The organism is Vibrio sp. 1151_11 (assembly GCF_029478525.1).
Lineage (GTDB): Bacteria > Pseudomonadota > Gammaproteobacteria > Enterobacterales > Vibrionaceae > Vibrio > Vibrio anguillarum.
In genome coordinates this window covers 68842-85961 of sequence record NZ_SHMN01000015.1, presented here as the reverse complement: position 1 = coordinate 85961, position 17120 = coordinate 68842, and the positions used below count along the sequence as shown (strand labels likewise).

Annotated in this window: 17 protein-coding genes; 3 read left to right on the top strand and 14 right to left on the bottom strand. The window is 43.8% G+C overall.

Going from position 1 to position 17120, the window contains the following annotated elements; translation table 11 throughout:
• Positions 1-62: 62 nt before the first annotated feature.
• The 6 genes from EXZ60_RS12200 to EXZ60_RS12175 all read right to left on the bottom strand — a co-directional run bounded on the left by EXZ60_RS12200 (position 63) and on the right by EXZ60_RS12175 (position 6484).
• Positions 63-1553: an EAL domain-containing protein gene (locus EXZ60_RS12200; protein ID WP_277435764.1), complete on the bottom strand. Its 1491-nt coding sequence runs from the start codon at positions 1551-1553 to the stop codon at positions 63-65.
• Positions 1554-1711: 158 nt separating this feature from the next.
• Positions 1712-2350 (bottom strand): CDP-alcohol phosphatidyltransferase family protein, encoded by a 639-nt coding sequence (locus EXZ60_RS12195; RefSeq protein WP_277435763.1) that lies wholly within the window; start codon positions 2348-2350, stop codon positions 1712-1714.
• Positions 2343-2990: an ATP-binding cassette domain-containing protein gene (locus EXZ60_RS12190; protein WP_017046189.1), complete on the bottom strand. Its 648-nt coding sequence runs from the start codon at positions 2988-2990 to the stop codon at positions 2343-2345. The genes EXZ60_RS12195 and EXZ60_RS12190 overlap by 8 nt, the downstream gene beginning before the upstream one ends.
• A complete protein-coding gene (locus tag EXZ60_RS12185) occupies positions 2956-4677 on the bottom strand; it encodes an ABC transporter permease (RefSeq protein WP_277435762.1) in 1722 nt (573 codons plus the stop codon). Before EXZ60_RS12185 ends, EXZ60_RS12190 begins: the two co-directional genes overlap by 35 nt.
• Positions 4678-4697: 20 nt before the next feature.
• Positions 4698-5837: an ABC transporter substrate-binding protein gene (locus EXZ60_RS12180; protein ID WP_096036319.1), complete on the bottom strand. Its 1140-nt coding sequence runs from the start codon at positions 5835-5837 to the stop codon at positions 4698-4700.
• A gap of 203 nt (positions 5838-6040) precedes the next feature.
• Positions 6041-6484, bottom strand: a complete 444-nt coding sequence (locus tag EXZ60_RS12175; RefSeq protein WP_277435761.1) for an META domain-containing protein — start codon at positions 6482-6484, stop codon at positions 6041-6043.
• Positions 6485-6649: 165 nt separating this feature from the next.
• Between EXZ60_RS12175 and EXZ60_RS12170 the strand changes: the two genes are divergently transcribed.
• Complete coding sequence (locus EXZ60_RS12170) at positions 6650-6901, top strand: DUF1289 domain-containing protein (RefSeq protein ID WP_013857474.1); 252 nt, start codon at positions 6650-6652, stop codon at positions 6899-6901.
• A 4-nt stretch (positions 6902-6905) separates the two neighbouring features.
• On the opposite strand, the gene EXZ60_RS12165 is transcribed toward EXZ60_RS12170, so the two are convergent.
• The gene (locus tag EXZ60_RS12165) at positions 6906-7115 is read right to left on the bottom strand and encodes a hypothetical protein (RefSeq protein WP_026027723.1); all 210 of its coding nucleotides are present in this window, start codon (positions 7113-7115) and stop codon (positions 6906-6908) included.
• Positions 7116-7414: 299 nt separating this feature from the next.
• On the opposite strand from EXZ60_RS12165, the gene EXZ60_RS12160 reads away from it, so the two are divergent.
• On the top strand, positions 7415-9331 hold the full coding sequence (locus EXZ60_RS12160; protein ID WP_277435760.1) for a metallophosphoesterase: 1917 nt from the start codon (positions 7415-7417) through the stop codon (positions 9329-9331).
• Positions 9332-9392: 61 nt separating this feature from the next.
• Here EXZ60_RS12160 and EXZ60_RS12155 read toward each other — a convergent pair whose 3' ends face one another.
• Positions 9393-10013 (bottom strand): LysE family translocator, encoded by a 621-nt coding sequence (locus tag EXZ60_RS12155; protein ID WP_088728812.1) that lies wholly within the window; start codon positions 10011-10013, stop codon positions 9393-9395.
• A gap of 200 nt (positions 10014-10213) precedes the next feature.
• The gene (locus tag EXZ60_RS12150; RefSeq protein ID WP_277435759.1) at positions 10214-11500 is read right to left on the bottom strand and encodes a DEAD/DEAH box helicase; all 1287 of its coding nucleotides are present in this window, start codon (positions 11498-11500) and stop codon (positions 10214-10216) included.
• 289 nt (positions 11501-11789) lie between these two features.
• Between EXZ60_RS12150 and EXZ60_RS12145 the strand changes: the two genes are divergently transcribed.
• Entirely contained in the window at positions 11790-12146 is a 357-nt protein-coding gene (locus tag EXZ60_RS12145) for a PilZ domain-containing protein (RefSeq protein ID WP_277435758.1), read from the top strand.
• Positions 12147-12333: 187 nt separating this feature from the next.
• Here the strand turns inward: EXZ60_RS12145 and rplY are convergent, their stop codons facing one another.
• The 5 genes from rplY to EXZ60_RS12120 all read right to left on the bottom strand — a co-directional run bounded on the left by rplY (position 12334) and on the right by EXZ60_RS12120 (position 17033).
• Positions 12334-12612, bottom strand: a complete 279-nt coding sequence (gene rplY / locus EXZ60_RS12140) for a 50S ribosomal protein L25 (protein ID WP_010318386.1) — start codon at positions 12610-12612, stop codon at positions 12334-12336.
• Between the two features lie 227 nt (positions 12613-12839).
• On the bottom strand, positions 12840-14180 hold the full coding sequence (locus EXZ60_RS12135; RefSeq protein WP_277435757.1) for an ATP-binding protein: 1341 nt from the start codon (positions 14178-14180) through the stop codon (positions 12840-12842).
• Positions 14170-14829 (bottom strand): response regulator transcription factor, encoded by a 660-nt coding sequence (locus EXZ60_RS12130; protein ID WP_010318384.1) that lies wholly within the window; start codon positions 14827-14829, stop codon positions 14170-14172. The genes EXZ60_RS12135 and EXZ60_RS12130 overlap by 11 nt, the downstream gene beginning before the upstream one ends.
• Before the next feature lie 9 nt (positions 14830-14838).
• The gene (locus EXZ60_RS12125) at positions 14839-15228 is read right to left on the bottom strand and encodes a PepSY domain-containing protein (protein WP_026028016.1); all 390 of its coding nucleotides are present in this window, start codon (positions 15226-15228) and stop codon (positions 14839-14841) included.
• A gap of 62 nt (positions 15229-15290) precedes the next feature.
• Positions 15291-17033 (bottom strand): DEAD/DEAH box helicase, encoded by a 1743-nt coding sequence (locus tag EXZ60_RS12120; RefSeq protein WP_019282882.1) that lies wholly within the window; start codon positions 17031-17033, stop codon positions 15291-15293.
• Positions 17034-17120: the final 87 nt, after the last annotated feature.

The following is a 17120-nucleotide window of genomic DNA, read 5'->3' as shown; positions in this document are numbered from 1 at the left end:
TAGGTAAGATCACGCCATAATAAAGTTGGTTATGGTGTGATTTCTCCCGACTTCAGAAATTATTAATTTTCAAAAATATGTTCAATCGGTGAGGGTTTAGAATAGATGAATCCTTGGATAAGATACACAGCACGAGTAGCAAGATAATCAACTTGGTCTCCGCGTTCAACGCCTTCAGCAATAATTTCAATATTAGCTTCTTGTGCTGAGAGAATAATGGAATTGAGTACCTTTATTTTTAAGTCGTCAGTTCCAATCGTATCAATAAACATTTTGTCTATTTTAATACAAGAAATGCCAAGATTTTGTATATATGAGTAACCACCGTAACCTGTCCCAAAATCATCAATTTTGAACTTATAGCCTTTTGCCATAAGATGAGATAGTGCCCTACCTGCATTTTCAATATTAATAAATGGCGTTCTTTCTGTTATTTCAAAATGAATCTGTTTGGTGGTCGGCCAATTGAGTTCTTCTAGTGTTTCTGCTAAGCCACCACTTTCAATGTGGGCTGGCACGATATTGATACTCACCCATTGCTGCACATCGAATTGTTCTAAATCATCAATTACTTTTCTTATGATTTGATTCGTTATCTGGATGATTAAACCGGATGTTTCCGCCGGACCAACGAACTCATTTGGTGGAACCATCTCCTTGCCTTTGCACCAACGAACTAAGATCTCATAGCCAATAACTCTCTCTTCTCGGCTATCAAGAATGGCTTGGTAGTAAGGGATGAATTGTTTATCTTTAATGCCTTTAAGAATTAATCCTTGAATTGAGTTTTTATAATTTCTGAACTTTAAATAAAAAATAGATAATAAGATACCAATTGCTAGCGCAATGGGATAACCCCAATATATTAATTGGTAGTAAAGATATTGGTTGAATTCTTTACCAACAGAGAGTGTTTCTTGAATATCAAACTCTTTTATGGTGTAACTAATGGTTGTGATGTGGTCTTGGTAAGCAATCTCTTTATTTCCTCGACTCATTCTCAATCCATTTAAACTAGGCGATAAATAATGAAAATTTAATAAAAAGCAATTTATACAATCACCTTTTAATATCTCTTCTTGCCAGCTACTGTCTAATATCCAAAAAATCCGATTACCTTCTTTTTGATAATAAATAAGTAGCTCTTTTTCTGTATCAAAAAGTGCGGGAGTGGTGGACATGTAAAACCCTGAAGAGAGGTTATAGGCTTTCAACTCATCCGAAAGTTGTAATGGGAAACCGACAGTCGAGCAGCTACGCCCGTCTTTGTTGACAACCGCGATCATTCTAATAAATCGGTTGTAGTACTTGGAATCACGAATTAATGACATATCGCTTGCTTGGCATTCATAATTTATCTGAGCGACTTGATCTAAAATCATATCATTTAAGCTCTGAGCTCTATTGGCCAAGTAAAGATTGACGGTATCGAGTTTGCTTTCCAGCACATAGCGTGTCAACGGATTGATTAATATCGGGATGGCTAACGAAAAAATAAGAGTCGGGATCAGAAAGAGTAAGATCGCTATTTTAACGGGTCTGGTCAAAGTCATAAATGCAACCTTAGGCATCGTTATGCTACTGCGTTAGTAAGTGCGCAGTTTAGCATGCCACTGGTTCAATTGATGAGAATTTCGAAGAGTTATACGATTACCCAATGTATTGCATTATCTGGATTTGAAGCCGTAGTTCGAAGCCAAAAGTGATAGCGTTAATCATGTTTGTATTCTTGACGTGAGTGAGTGTTAGAGAGTGTTTGAAATCCAGAATAAATGCGGGTAATGGTGGTGAACCAGCATGCGCCGCCGAATAGATAAGCTATTAAGGCAAAATGTTGAGGAAAAAGACAAAACAGGACGAAACAAGCAATCGTTTCCGTACCCTCAGTCAAGCCTGACATGTAATACAGCGATTTATGCTTGTAGATAGGGCTGTGGATGTTTCGCTTGCTGGCCATCACGGCGAAGGCAAGAAAGCTGCTTCCCGTACCGATAAAAGAAAAGATCAAAAAGGCACCAGCTACCGCATTGTGCTCAGGTGAAGCCAGCACAAAACCAAACGGGATGAGCGAGTAAAACAGAAAATCTAAACTGATATCAAGAAATCCTCCCGCATCGCTGACCCCCTGAATTCTTGCCAATGCACCATCAAGGCCATCTGCTATTCGGTTCAGTATGATGAAAACTAATGCTAGCGTGTATTGTGAGAAAGCAAGTGCAGGAAGTGCACAGCAACCTAAAGCAAAACCCCAGAGTGTCGTTTGGTTCGCTGTAATGCCTAAGCGATGAAGCCCTTGAGCTGTTTTCTCTAGTGGCCAACGAATGATTTTGACACTAAATCGATCAAGCATGTGCGCTCTCCCATGAGCAGGTTAAAATGCGGCTGTTAGGCGGAACATCGTCTTTATCGTGCGTGACCATCAAGGTCGGGATGCCTTCAGCGACCAGTTGATTGAAGACCCAATCCCTAAATTGGATCCGCAGTGCTTTATCTAACTTACTAAATGGTTCATCCAATAGTGCCAGTTTAGGTTGAGCCAGTAGCATGCGAGCCAAGCTAATACGTGCTCGCTGCCCCCCAGATATCTGTTCTGGGTAAGCATTGGCAAGAGGTTCGAGAGAAATTTTCTGTAATGCTTTTTCTGCTTGAGACTGCCGTTCATGGCCTTTTACCGAGTTGGGCAAGGCAAAAGCCAAATTTTGCCAAACCGTCAGATGTGGGAAGAGCAGATCATCTTGAAATAAAATACCGACTTGCCGCTGATGTGCAGGTCGCAAAGTGATGTCGACACCGTCCAGTATGACTCTGCCTTGGAAGCTAAAATCCCTCCCCAAATGACCCGCAATTACATTAAGTAGCGTTGATTTTCCACAGCCGCTCGGCCCCATTAAGCTGACAATTTCACCAGGGGAGATGGTGATATTTAAATCCGATAAGAGAGCTTCACCATTTTGTTTATGGATGGCGAGGTTTTCGAGGCAGAACGTCATGAGTAATGGCTTCCTTACGGGCAGTTTTTTTAACGATAGGGTTCATGGTACGGCGATGAGTTTGTAGGCGGCTGATCATAATCGCCAAGGTGAAAAAAATTAAAGGCAGTAGGGCTTGCCAAATTGCATAGATGGCGGTGACTCTGCGGTCAAAGCCACTTGAGAGTGCAACGGCTTCGGTAGTAATAGTGGCGATCCTTCCTGCGCCGAGCATCAAAGTCGGCAAATATTGCGCTAAGCTCACACTCATTCCAATCGCTGCCGCGTAAACGATGGCTGGCAAGAGTTGCGGCGTTTTAATTTGCCAAAATACTTGCCACGGCGTTTTTCCTAAACTCAACGCTGCTTTAGTCAGGTTTTGATTGTAGCTTTGCCACGGGCCATCCAACGCAAGGTAGACAAAAGGAAAGGCGAAGAATACATGTGACCATGTAACCCAAAGCCAATACTGATCGCTGGCTAAAAAGAGTGTGGCGATCTGCATGCCAAATAACAGTGAAAGCTGAGGAATGAGCATCGGCAAGGCGATCAAATAACTGGGTAAATGACGCTGATATTTGAGCTTATACTCATGAGCGAGTAGAGATAACACCAGCGTAATCACAGTGCTGAATAGCGCTAATTGTACGCTTTGATAAATGGTTGGTGCGATATTCAACCATTCGTTGTCCCAAAAACGGGTACTGAACTGGTTGGGCCATAAGTCTGGAAAGCGCCAACGTTGTGCAAAACTCCAAACCACCATTAAAGGCAACATCAGCAGAGATAAGGTAATGATGAATAAAAACAGTGATTTTCCTGGCAAGGAAAGCGCATAGCGGCCTGAGTATTGCCAGCGTTTGTAGTGTTGCGTCGAACACTTTTCGATGAAGAGAACGATCAATAACATGGCGCTGGCAAGTATAAACAACAGAACGGCGCCAGCGGCGGCGCGAGGAATTAAGGCTAAGTTAGGGTCACTAAACCACTGCCATACCAATACTGCAAACGTTGGTGGATTATTGGGGCCTAAAATGAGCGCCAAATCGACAACGGATACTCCGTAGGCAATCACGGCAAAGAGGGCAAACCGCAGTTTATTTAACCACTGTGGGAAGATCACTTTTAGCCATAGTTGGGGTTGAGAATAACCCAGTGAAGCCGCTGCTTGTTGCAGTTTATCAATGTTTAATTGCTGCAAAATGGGGATGCTCATCAGCAGTAAAAAAGGAACTTCTTTAAGTGCTAGCGCTAAGGTTAACCCGACTGCATAAGGGTTGCGTACTAAAAGTGAAGCGCCATCTCCCATGAATGAGGTTCCAAACAGATGATACAAAAGGCGATCCGTCATGCCGCTTGGCGAGAATAAAAAAGCAAAACCAATGGCAAAAGCGACGTGAGGCATAGCCAGTAGCGGTGACAAAGCGTTCTCTACTTTTGACCAGTGACGGCTGTGCCATAATGATTGCAATATAACAAAGCAGATCGCCGCGGCGAGATAGGTACTGATTAACGCAGAACCTACGCTAAGTAGTAGAGATTGCCCGACTCCCGACCATTGTAAGATGGCGATGTAGCCATCTAGAGAAAAGTGGTGCAAGCCAACGGGAGGAATATAGCCCAATGAGGAGAGTATGACCCCAAGTAGGCCGGGAACAACTGGGGCAATACAGATGACAATAATCAGCAAATAGCTTGCTCTAAACATCGGGCTTTATCTCAGTCTCTTTAGTGGCCGTAGCGTTGTTGCCATTCGGCTTCAAGCGCCGTTTGCCAACTTGGATGTGGCTCGGCGATTGATTTAAACAGCTGAGTTTTCTTAGCGCTGCCACTTAAGAACTCATTTTGTAATACCGATGGATCTCCCCAAATGGAAAGATCCCCTTTGCGAGATTGTGCTTCCGGACTGAGTAAGAAATTAATCGCAACCAATGCGCCTTCTTTGGCACTCGCATTCCAGGGAATGGCTAGAAAATGAATGTTAGAAAGAGCCCCTGTTTCAAACGCGTAGGAGCGGGTAGAGGCCGCGAGCGTTCCATTTGCTTGAGCGGAAAAAACAGCATTGGGGTTAAAGTTGATGGAAAGATCAAGCTGACCATCATCAAGCAATTGCAGCATTTGAGCAGAGCCGCTGGGAAACTGCTTGCCTTGACGCCAGGCCACAGGATGAAATTCATCAAGATAGCGCCAAAGAGGTGCTGTCACTATGGCAAAATTTTGTTCATCCACAGGCTTAGACAGGGCAACATCGTTCTCTGTTAGTTCAATCAATAAGGCTTTAAGGAAACTGGTGCCATGAAACTCAGGAGGACGAGGGTAACTAACACGATTCGGAAACGCCTTTGCGTAGCTCAACATTTCTGAAAATGAACGGGGTGGGTTATTGAGCTTTTCCTGATCGTAAATAAACACCAGTTGTCCTACACCCCAAGGCGCTTCAAGGCCAAGAGTCGGCTCTGAAAAATCTTGATCGATCGGCAGTGAGGAATCAACATATTGCCAGTTAGGTAAACGCTCCGTAAATGGACCATACAGTAAACCATTACTTTTCATCGACTTAAAGTTTTCACCATTAATCCATACTAGATCGACACTGCCATTATTATTTTTAGCGGCCGCCTTTTCTGCAATAAGCCGTGTTGTTGTCTCGGCAATATCGGTCACTTTCACCTGTTTTAACTCGATACCGTAACGATCTTGAAGCTCGTTGCCTGCCCAGCGGATGTACTCATTAATCTCTTGGCTGCCTCCCCACGCGTGAAAGTAAACGGTTTGTCCTTTAGCTGCATCTGTGGTTTGTTGCCAAGTTTGCGCTGACGCGGAAAGTGCGAAGGCACACGTGCAGAGTAAGGTGATGAGCTTTTTCATAATTATCCTTAAAGATCGCTTTATTCAGTGACTTAGTGAATAGACCGGAGATATTTCCATGTTCATTCATTATGAACGAAAAAAAACAAAAGATCTGAATTGGTAAGAAAAAGCAGAAGTCGCAGATAGGTGAATGATGTGTGAGGTGGTCTACGGAAATGGCAGCCTGATGGAAAAGACTGCCATGAGAAGAATGACTGAAATTAATTTACCCAATCACGTAAAGTAAAGGTGAGCGTGTGAACCTCATTTTTAAGCGTTAGGCTATCTTTAGTCACGTTGATCTCGCTCCAATCTGACAATGTTTGAGAAAACGCCTGCTCGGTATCCATGACATCACCGATACACATCATCATGGTCATGCCCATTTTTTCGATGCGGAATTGGTTGTCTTTTAGCTCGGCTTGCCCAAAAAAGTTATTGCAACCTGCGTTACCGCTAGCCATCATCTTTTCGCCGATTTCTAATCGCGGTGCTTTTTGTTTGTCATTATTGACCACGTCCTTGCCATCAATTTGCACTAGTTGCCAATTGTGATGCTGCAAATCTTGAGCGGTGATGCTTTCTACATCACCATTACTTGCACAGGCACTCACCAATACAGGTAGAGAAATTGCGGCTAGCCATTTTTTTGAACTAAACTTCATCGTATTAGACCCCAGAATTTGGAAAACGCGCACAGTATATAAAATTGAGTACTGTTTTTGTCAGTATAAGGTGATTGTTTTATATGCGTCACAGTTTGCAATCAGGAAGTGACACACGTTACTCTTATGTGGCGGACATTAAATTGGAAAAATAATTGAGTAACCATGGAGCAACTCGAATTTTTTAAAGTGCTGAGCCCTTGTATCGGTGTATGTTCAGTTGATGACAAAGGTTATTGCCAAGGCTGTATGCGTAAAAGGGAAGAGCGTTTTAACTGGCTCTCAATGACTGCTGCGCAGCAACTGCATGTCATAAAATTATGCCAACAGCGCTATAAGCGGAAAAAACAGAAACAACAAGCGCAAAACAAAGCAGATTCCGAGCCAGAAACGAACCCGCAGCGCGATCTGTTTTAATCAATTACTTCATTCCCCAAAAATCACTGACCCAACCACCAGCATGTTCATCAAAATGATTACCGTGAAAACGTTTATTCACATCGGGTTGTTCCATGTTGGGTTTTTCTGTCAGAAGCTGTTGAATATAGTTCGCCATTGGATCCGTACGTTGGTGCCGCGTTACAACATCTTTTATCAGTTGTAATCGATAAGTGGAACTTGCGCGTTTCATTTCTATAACCTCCATTGTTGTGGTAACCAATAGAAAAAATAGAAGCGATCCAGTACAGCGTCAATCAAAGATCTGCTTAAAATTTGCTCAATTTTATGATTAAAAATTAACCACCTGATTTGGCTCGATTAACGCTCTTTAAGCCATAGAATCTATTTAAAGAGAGATCGCTCTCGAAATTTTGTGATTGCTTTTCAGTGTTGCAACCAAATGAGCGACCCCATCACATAAACATATTTATGAAATCAATAATATCCACTCTGTTTTAATGAGAGCCTGTTTATACGTATGAGTATGTTATGAAACTAAAAATTGTTACTAGCGCAATACTTGCTTCTATTGCCGCTTCTTCTTTCGCTGCTGATGGCGATATTCATCAGGTTACCATTCTCGGTACTTCCGATATTCACGGGCATTTTATGCCATGGGATTATGCTGCTGACAAACTGAATATGCAGGGGAGCCTAAGTCAAATCGCCACCAAGGTTAAACAGATACGAGAGCAAGATAAAAACGTTATTTTAGTAGATGCGGGAGATACGATTCAGGGAAACTTTGTTGAAACGTTTAAGCATGAAGCCGTAGACCCTATGATGCTCGGTTTTAATGAGATGAACTACGATGTTTGGGTGCTGGGTAACCATGAGTTTGATTTTGGTTTATCGGTATTAAATCGCTCCCTGACTCAATTTAAAGGCCGAGCGTTAGCCGGAAATATTCAGAGGCCCGATGGCAATCCATTCTTACCCGCCGCAACAATTATTGAAAAAAATGGCGTCAAGATCGGTATTATTGGAATGGATACTCCGATGACACAAGTGTTTGCTGAAGGCACTAATCGCCTTGAAGGCATGAGCTTCACTAACCCAACACTTGAAGTGAAAAAAGTGATTGGGCAGATAAAAAATGATGTCGATGCGATCGTTTTGGTTGCGCACATGGGGCTGGATAACGAAAACGACATCAAAGATACGGGCGTATCTGATATTGCCAATGCTAACCCTGAAATCGATGCCATTGTTGCTGGCCACATGCACACTAAAATTGATAAAGCGACGGTAAACGGTGTCATCATTACCGAGCCTGATAAATATGGACGCGTTTTATCTCGAATCGATTTCCAATTTGAAGAAAAAGATGGCAAATACACGCTCGTTCATAAAGACAGCTTCACTTATCCTATGAAAGGTGTTGATTCTGATTCGAAAATGGAAACGCTGTACGCACCTTATCATCAACGCTTACGAGAAAACGCCAATCGCGAAATTGCGATACTTGACGGAGTCGACTTGGTTCCTGATGATGAAATACGCGGTATCCCTCAAGTGCATATTCAAGATACCGGCATCAGTGCGCTGTTTCAGGAAGCCAGTTTTTTCTACGTGCCAAAAGCAAACGTGATCGCACTGCAAATTGATAATGACCAAGCTCAACTTGATACTGGCCCAATCAAAGCAAAAGATATCGCGTTTAACTATCAATATGCTGGTGGTGAAATTACGGTTTACCAAATGACGGGTAAAGAGCTGCGCACCTACATGGAATGGGCCGCTGGGTATTTCAATTCCGTCTTGCCAGGCGATGTGACTTATCGCTTTGATCCAAAGCGGCGCGCATCGAAATACTCAACCAATGATTTTTTTGCGGGTGTCACTTACACCATTGATCTTACTCAACCTGCGGGTAAGCGAATTAAAGATCTGCGTTTTGCTGGTGGACAACCGATTGATGATACTAGTGATATTCGGTTGGGTATGAATAGTTACCGAATGGGGCATTTGACGCAGAAAGGGGGTAGCCTTGAAGGGCGGTCATTCCCGATTATTTTTGACTCGGAAGCGGAATATGGCGAAGAGGAAGGAACTATTAGAAACCTAACGATCCGCTATCTCACCCAAGAAAAGCAAGGCCGCTACGAAGGGAAACCAATGCAACGTTGGAAGCTGGAAGGTTTGCAAGGGTATGAATCGGAACGTGCCATCGTGAAAGCTCTAATTAATAGTGGCCAAATTGATGTACCAAGTAGTGATGATGGGCGCTATAGCAATATCGCTTCGATCAATGTTAAAGCACTGCTCTTTAGCAATAAGGCCGCGGCTGAAGAGGCGATCAATGCGCGTATTTTGCAAAGTAGCCAAGCTTCTGATGCTGAAAAACAGCGTATCAATCGAGATATTGTATTGCTCAAGGCATTGAATGCTAATGTTTTAGATTAGCTAAAGTTTTAAATTAACGGTTAAGGCTCTGGCCAAAAGTCAGAGCCTACTACTTTAACGACTAACTCATCAATAACCAGAATCCAACACCTATCATCAATGAGCCTGAAATACGGTTCATTAGACGCACATTTTTTGAATGCCCTAGAGCTCGTTTTAACCCTTTGCCACCTGTTGCGTAAAGTGTCATGCAGACAAATTCCGAGACCATAATAATGGACACCAGCAGTAATAGTTGAGGTGCAAGTGGTGCTTCACTATTAATAAAAGGCGGAAGTAGGGAGATCATAAACGCCCAGCCTTTAGGGTTAGCAATCGCGGTCACAAAACCTTGCACGACAAGATCCCAGTCTTTGTTATGGGGAGTGACCTGTGAGTCGCTACTGAGGGCGAGCTTGCCTTTTGAACGCCACATCTGAATGCCTATATAGCCAAGATAGATGGCACCGATGGTTTTGAATCCGGTAAAGAGCCAAGGGTAATTGAGCATAATCGAAGCCATCCCCAAAACGGCTGCGATGGAAACGAACGCCACACCGACGATCTCTCCCATCATCATCCATAAAGTTCGGCGATAACCAATACTCATCCCAAGACTCAGTGCCAATGTCATGCACATACCTGGAGTAATCGAAACAAAAAAGAATGTTGGTATAAATGCCAGAAGTAAAGTACTGCTCATTAATCAATCCGTGTTGAGAGACAAGAGCTCTAGCATACACATTAATTACAATCTTCACTATTTCACTTTGCTGTGCAATTGACGACAGTGCTACTTACGGATTGAAACCAATAAAGATGACCGTTTGGGATGATGAAGCATAGATAGGATGCACAGAGATGAAAAAAGCCGCATTGCTGCAGCTCTTTCGTTGTTATGGCTTACTTCTTACGATTTTTTAGTCGATTCATCATGTTCAAACGACGTTCTGCTAAGGCTTGATCCGGCTTTTCGTCATTTGGGTTGTTACGACGGCCTTGGCGATCTTTGTACGCCGCTTTTGTGTGAAGTTTTTCAATGTAGGCATCACGCTGTTTAGGTTCATAACCTGGCTGTTCAACACGGCGGATGCGTTGTTGGATAAGGTTTTCAACCTGAACAACAGTCAACTCTTCTTCGCGGCTGACAAATGAGACAGCATGTCCCTGTTTGCCAGCACGACCAGTACGACCTATGCGGTGTACATAATCTTCGGCGAGAAATGGCATGTCATAGTTAACCACGTGCGGTAGGTCGACGATATCTAAACCACGTGCAGCCACATCGGTCGCAACCATGACACGCACTTTGCCTTCTTTAAATTCTTCAAGAGCGCGTCGACGTGCACTTTGTGCTTTATCGCCATGACATAGCACGGCCTTGATGCCATCCAGTTTCAGCTCTTTAACCACTTCATTAGCCGTCTCTTTATAGTTCACAAATACTAAGACTTGTTGCCAATTTTTGCGGCCAATCAGTTCAGACAGCAGTTCCGTTTTACGCTCTTGATCGACAGGGTAAACCACATGCGCCACTGTTGCGGCCGTGGTATTGGCACGATCAGCATTAATGCGTTTGGGTTTGCGTAAAATATCGCCCGCCAGTTGGTTAAGCTGAGTGGATGTAGTGGCCGAGAACATCATGATTTGCGGTGAGGTTTCTACTTCCAGCATGATTTTACGCACGGGATTGATGAATCCCATATCTAAAATTCGATCTGCTTCGTCGAAAACCAAAAACTCAAGGTTGGCGAGTGAAACATTACCTTCACTTAAATGTTCTTCTAATCGGCCAGGGGTCGCGACCAAAATGTCCACACCCATTTCAAGCTGACGAACTTGAGAAGACATTTTATTTCCACCGTAAACAGCAGCGACACTGAGTTTGGTGTACTTGACGTAGTCTTTAATGTTCTGGGCAATTTGCGCCACTAATTCACGCGTGGGTGCCAAAATTAAGCCTCGCGCTGTTTTAGGCGAAGGTTGCTTGCCGCTATCTAACAGATGTTGAATAACGGGCAGTGCGAATGCTGCGGTTTTGCCTGTGCCAGTTTGCGCCGTTGCAAAAATATCATGCCCTTTACGAGCCTCGGGAATGGCTTGTCGCTGAATGGGGGTAAGTTTTTCATAGCCGCATTCAGTAAGCGCTTTAACAAGTTCAGGTGCAAAACCTTGAGATGAAAATGACATTTAACGGGTTCCTTAAGCAGACAGCCTACAGTTGTTAATTTTAGCCGTGCACTATATAGGATTTAGAGTGATTTATCTCACGTTTATCGTGATCAGTGATAAATTTCCTACATTATTTACCAATTGTATTTGAGTTCACAAATGAGATGAATTGGTGATTCATAGCGGTTGCCTATCTTTCTATTATGTTTTTACTTCAGAAGCCGATAATAAATGGTAGACTCTCAACACTTGCGTAGCATCATGATGACGCAGAAGTAATTAACCTTGATAAAGGATGCATAGACCCATGGACAATGCAGATTTTGTACAGAAACGGCAATATTACCGCTTAAAGTATCCAAAGCGGGCGAGACCTACCGTAAAAATTGATGATCAGCTATTCCATGTCTGTGAAATATCAGAGCAAGGCATTCGTATTTCAATGCCGAGAGTGACTACCTTATATTGTGGTCTATCGATGTCTGGTACGGTGCAGCTACGCAGCAACAACACGGTCAAAATTGCGGGTCAAGTATTGCGTTTCCAACAAGATGAAGTGGTGGTTCAACTATCCAATGGTCCTGCTTTTAAGCACATGGTTGAAGAGCAACGTTATATTTGCCAAAGATACCCGTCTTACTTCTCGTCTTTACGTTCTGCTTAAATCAAAAACTGTCGGTGCTCAAAAAACTATCTTGGTTTTATAAAACGCTTGCTTGGTTTTATAAAACGGTGAAACCCCGATAGTTGGTAGCTATCGGGGTTTCGAATTTTTAGATTTCTCGGATGGTAAGGCCGATCATCTTTATGCAAAAGGTTGGATTTTATCCAACTAATTCCTTGGTAGGAAATTAGATGCGGATGAAGTCCATGTGCTCAACTTTTGGCTTGAACACGTGACGTTGAACGTCTTGTGGCTTAACTTTTACTTCTGCGCCATCAATTACTAGAGTAATTGCTTCGTAGAATTCTGGTTTGTCCATTTGGTTGATCACGTCAGAATGATCCAGTGCGATAGCAACTGGCGCTGCTTCACCACCGTAAACAACTGCTGGGAATTGGCCCGCGTGACGTAGGCGGCGGCTCGCACCTTTACCTAGTTCAGTACGTACTACTGCTTCGAATTTCATAGTTTTTACACTCAAATTAGTAAAAATAAACTTCACATCTGCAATGCGACCTTGCTGATGTGGTATAGCTTTGATAGTGAATCAATGATTACTAACAAAACGAGCGCGGATACTAGCACTCTATCTAAGATGGGGCAATAGAAAATCCCTTGCAGCATCGATTTATTGCAGTGTTACGAAGGACCGTGACAGTCTTTATTGCTTAATGTCGAGTTCGATTTCGTCCATTAAACCGAACGAAAAGTTAGCACCGTTTTTAACCCCCCCATGGTGCTAGTCGATAGGGTTAGCGTACCGCGATAACTGTGCGCCATTTCACTGACAATATTCAACCCAAGCCCAGATCCAGAGGTTGTTTCGTCTAAGCGCACGCCACGCTGTACCGCTTTGGCCAGATCTTGCTCAGCAATACCTGGGCCATCGTCTTCGATGTGGATTTCTACCCAGCCTTCTTCTCGATTTTTTGCGTGAACTCGAACTAAAGAAGCTGCCCATTTGTAGCTATTTTCCAGTAGGTTGCCGAGCATCTCGTCGAGATCGGTTGGGTCAACGGCAACCTCTAGATCAGAATCCAACTCATTAACTAACGTGATTTCACGCTGTGCGTAAATTTTGTCAAATGCCATAGAAATAGCATCTACCCGTTCGCTTGGATTGGCTTTTACCGCAAGAATATTCATTGAGCCAGCCATGCGCGCGCGGCCTAGATGGTAGTCAATCTGCTTTTGTAACTGTTCAATCGGTGTTCTGAGTTTCTGCTGTTGTGCGAAATCAAGATGATCGATCTCATTGCGCAGTACAGAAATCGGCGTTTTTAAAGCGTGAGAGAGATTGCCTGCATGATTACGTGCACGTTCAAGCAATTCTTGATAGTGGAATAACAGTGCATTCAAATCATTGACTAACGGAAAGACTTCTTTTGGGTACTCGTCACTGAGACTGGCTTGTTGACCTTTGCGCAATGCGGCCAGCTCTTTTTGCATTTTCCCTAACGGCCGTAATGACCAACTGACTTGCAAGCCAATCAGCACCAATACACCACTGAAGAGCAGACCTAGTATCATCCACAATTGGCTAATTACGCTGTTTAAAGTGTCTTGTAATGGCGCTTCATCAAGACCGATGGTAATGGTGATAGGAGAAGGGAAGTCTGGTAAGTAGATGATTTGTTCAATGACGATCAGTTTTTCATCTCTTGCGCCTTTGACGATGCTTTTCAAGCCATGTTTTTCGCTGATAAGGCGCTTATCCCACAATGAGCGAGAACGAAGCGATTGATCATGGCTTGAGGCCGTCCAATAAAGGCCGCTGTAGGGTTGGCTAAAACGAGGGTCGGAAAGGCGCGACGACAGTACTAGATTCCCTTGCGGTGTCGCTTCCAAGTTCGCCGTGATTTCATCCATCGCTAAACGTAGCTGACTTTGCACATCATTGACTAGGTAGTCTTTGATCAGTGTGGGAATGCCAATTCCCGCCGCTAAAATCATGGTACCTAACCAAAACGTTGCCGCGAGCAGTAAACGACTTTTTAAACTGAGGCGCTTTAAGGCCGAGGTTTTATTTTGCATTAAGCTGGTATCCCAGTCCTCTCACGGTTTTGATAATGTTGTTATTGATTTTTTTACGGATGCGGCCAATAAACACTTCGATGGTGTTGGAGTCTCTATCGAAATCTTGTTTGTAGATGTGTTCCACCAGTTCAGTCCGTGAAATGACTTTGTCGGCATTGTGCATGAAGTAGGCAACCACTTTGTATTCCAGTGCCGTCAAGCTCACCGCTTGACCTTGCCACATCACTTTAGAGGTTCGAGTATCAAGGCTTAAGTCACCGATTTGCATCACAGGGGAAGCGTTACCTGATGCTCGGCGCAGTTGTGCGCGGATACGAGCGGTTAATTCCACCATCTCAAATGGTTTGGTGAGGTAATCATCTGCTCCTGCATTTAAGCCCTCGACTCGTTGAGTCAAACCGTCTCTTGCACTGAGGATCACAATGGGCGTATTAATGTTTTCATCTCGAATGCCTTTCAATACGGTGAGCCCATCGAGCTTGGGTAAACCGAGGTCGAGCACAATCACATCCCACTCTTCTGATGTAGCGCGATAGAGTGCATCAATGCCATCTTGTGATAATTCAGGCACCCAGCCGGTCTGTTCAAGCGCTTCTACAATTTGTTCCCCAAGGCGAGGATCGTCTTCGACTACCAATATTTTCATGGTTATTCTCTATTTTTTGATGATGTCGCGTAGGTTCCTGCCACGAATAGCCATTAGTTCTAATGTGCTTGCATTATATTCTACGCGGATAACTCGGTTGTCATGCATCAGTTTTAATTCGTAGACCCATTCACCATCATCTTCATCTAACTCTACCTTGATAACTCGGCCATTGAGTTCTTTATCTATCGTGGCATAAAGCTCAGACAATGGATGAATTAAACCTTTTTGAACTGCCGCGTAGACCTCGTCTTGATCCTCATCAATCTCTACCTTGGTTCCTGGCTTATAAGTGTCTTGAACCCAATCGTGTACATCACTGCTCGCAGCTAAAGTGGGTAAGGATAATGATGAGAGCAGCAGTAAGTGTGCGAAAGCTTTACCCTTTTTGAACAACATGTTGCGCCCCCTGTAAATAAGATGAACAGAGTATAAATGACCTTACATGAATAGAAAGTGAATCATCGGTTTTGTAGCTCATCTTCAAAGATCTTATCGCGCATTTTCCAAAATCGTCCCACTTTTCGCGCAATGACAAATTGTGGTGGACGAAAACGGTGTTGATGAGCCACTACTTTGCTTGGTGAAGATTGATCAAAAGGGCGATGCTTATCGGCTAGGTGTGGTCGCACAAATTGGTCGTGGAACACCTGTTTTTGTTTCTTGGTGGTTAGTGGCCAAAATTCGTGGACTTGCGCATCGTTCTCACCACGATAGGTAACGCGCAGTTGCGCTTTTCCACTTGCATCTTTGTGTACATTCAAATCCATTTCGATACATTCAAAAACCAATGCATCTTTGAGGTTGAGTGCCTCTTTGAGCTTTTTATCAGGGTCAACCAGTGTTGCGTCACATTCATGGCAGATACGTGCGGCGATATCGTTGTCAGCCCCGCACTCACCGCAATATTTTGCTCTAAAACGGTAACCACAGTGTTCTCGTTCGCCACTTTCTTCGTCTGTAAAATAGCCTTGGCAACGTCGACCATAGTGTTCAAGCAAAAAACCAGCGGCATCGAGTTTACCCCAAAAGTTGTTATTAAAACCGCAGGCCGGACAGGGAATGGTAATAATTTCACTGTTGGGATCTGGCTTTGGCTCACCGACTTCTGGTTGATAAAGATCATAGTTATTGCCCGCATAATCCAATACCAAACATTCGGTTTTTCCTGCGGATAAGCGTAGCCCACGTCCGACAATTTGCTGATATAAACTGATGGACTCGGTGGGGCGTAAAATCGCAATCAGGTCAACATGCGGAGCATCAAAACCTGTGGTCAATACCGACACGTTAACTAAGAATTTGATTTGGCGCTGTTTAAACTGCTTGATGATGGTGTCGCGCTCAGGGGGCGGCGTGTCACCAATGACGATGGCAGTTTCGTTATTGGGCAGTAATTGCACAATTTCTTGAGCGTGGCGAACGGTGGCCGCAAAGATCATTACTCCCTGTTTTTGCTGTGCTAGTTGGATGATTTGTTGAACAATCTGTGGTGTGGCACGTTTCGATTGCTCAATCACCATGTCGAGTTCGGCTTCTTTGTAGCGCCCGGTATTGGCGGGTTTTAGCTGCGAAAAATCGTAACTGAGCACGGGGGCATCAACCATTCGCGCTGGCGTTAAAAAAGCTTCATCGAGCAGATAACGGATCGGTAGCTCAAAAATACAGTCACGGAAGAAGCGAGGCTCCTCACTGCGCACTTGGCCGCGAGTATGGTATTGATAAATCCAGCCCATGCCTAAACGATAAGGCGTAGCGGTTAACCCCAACACTTTAATCCCCGGGTTGAGCTCGCTTAAATGGGTGATCACCTTTTGATAGCTACTACTTTTCTCATCCGGTACGCGGTGGCATTCATCAATCACCAGTAATGAAAATTGATTTTTAAAGGCATCTAAATTGCGCACCACGGATTGTACCGAAGCGAAGACGACCTGTTGATCGGTCTCTTTTCGTCCTAAACCTGCCGCAAATACCGCGCCTTGCAAACCGTAGCCCTCATATTTGGCATGGTTTTGCTCTACCAGTTCTTTCACGTGCGCTAGTACTAAGACTCGTCCTTTGGCAAGCCTTGCCAGCTCAGCAATAACCAAACTTTTTCCTGCCCCCGTCGGTAGTACAATTACGGCGGGCGTAGTGTGATGACGAAAATAGTGGATCACGGCTTTGACCGAGTCCGATTGATAAGGACGAAGTGTGTACATAACTCGCGTTTTCTCTTGTTGAACGCTGGATAAAAACAGTGAAATAGATCAACTATTTCATTTTAGCTGCGTATAATACCTGACTTG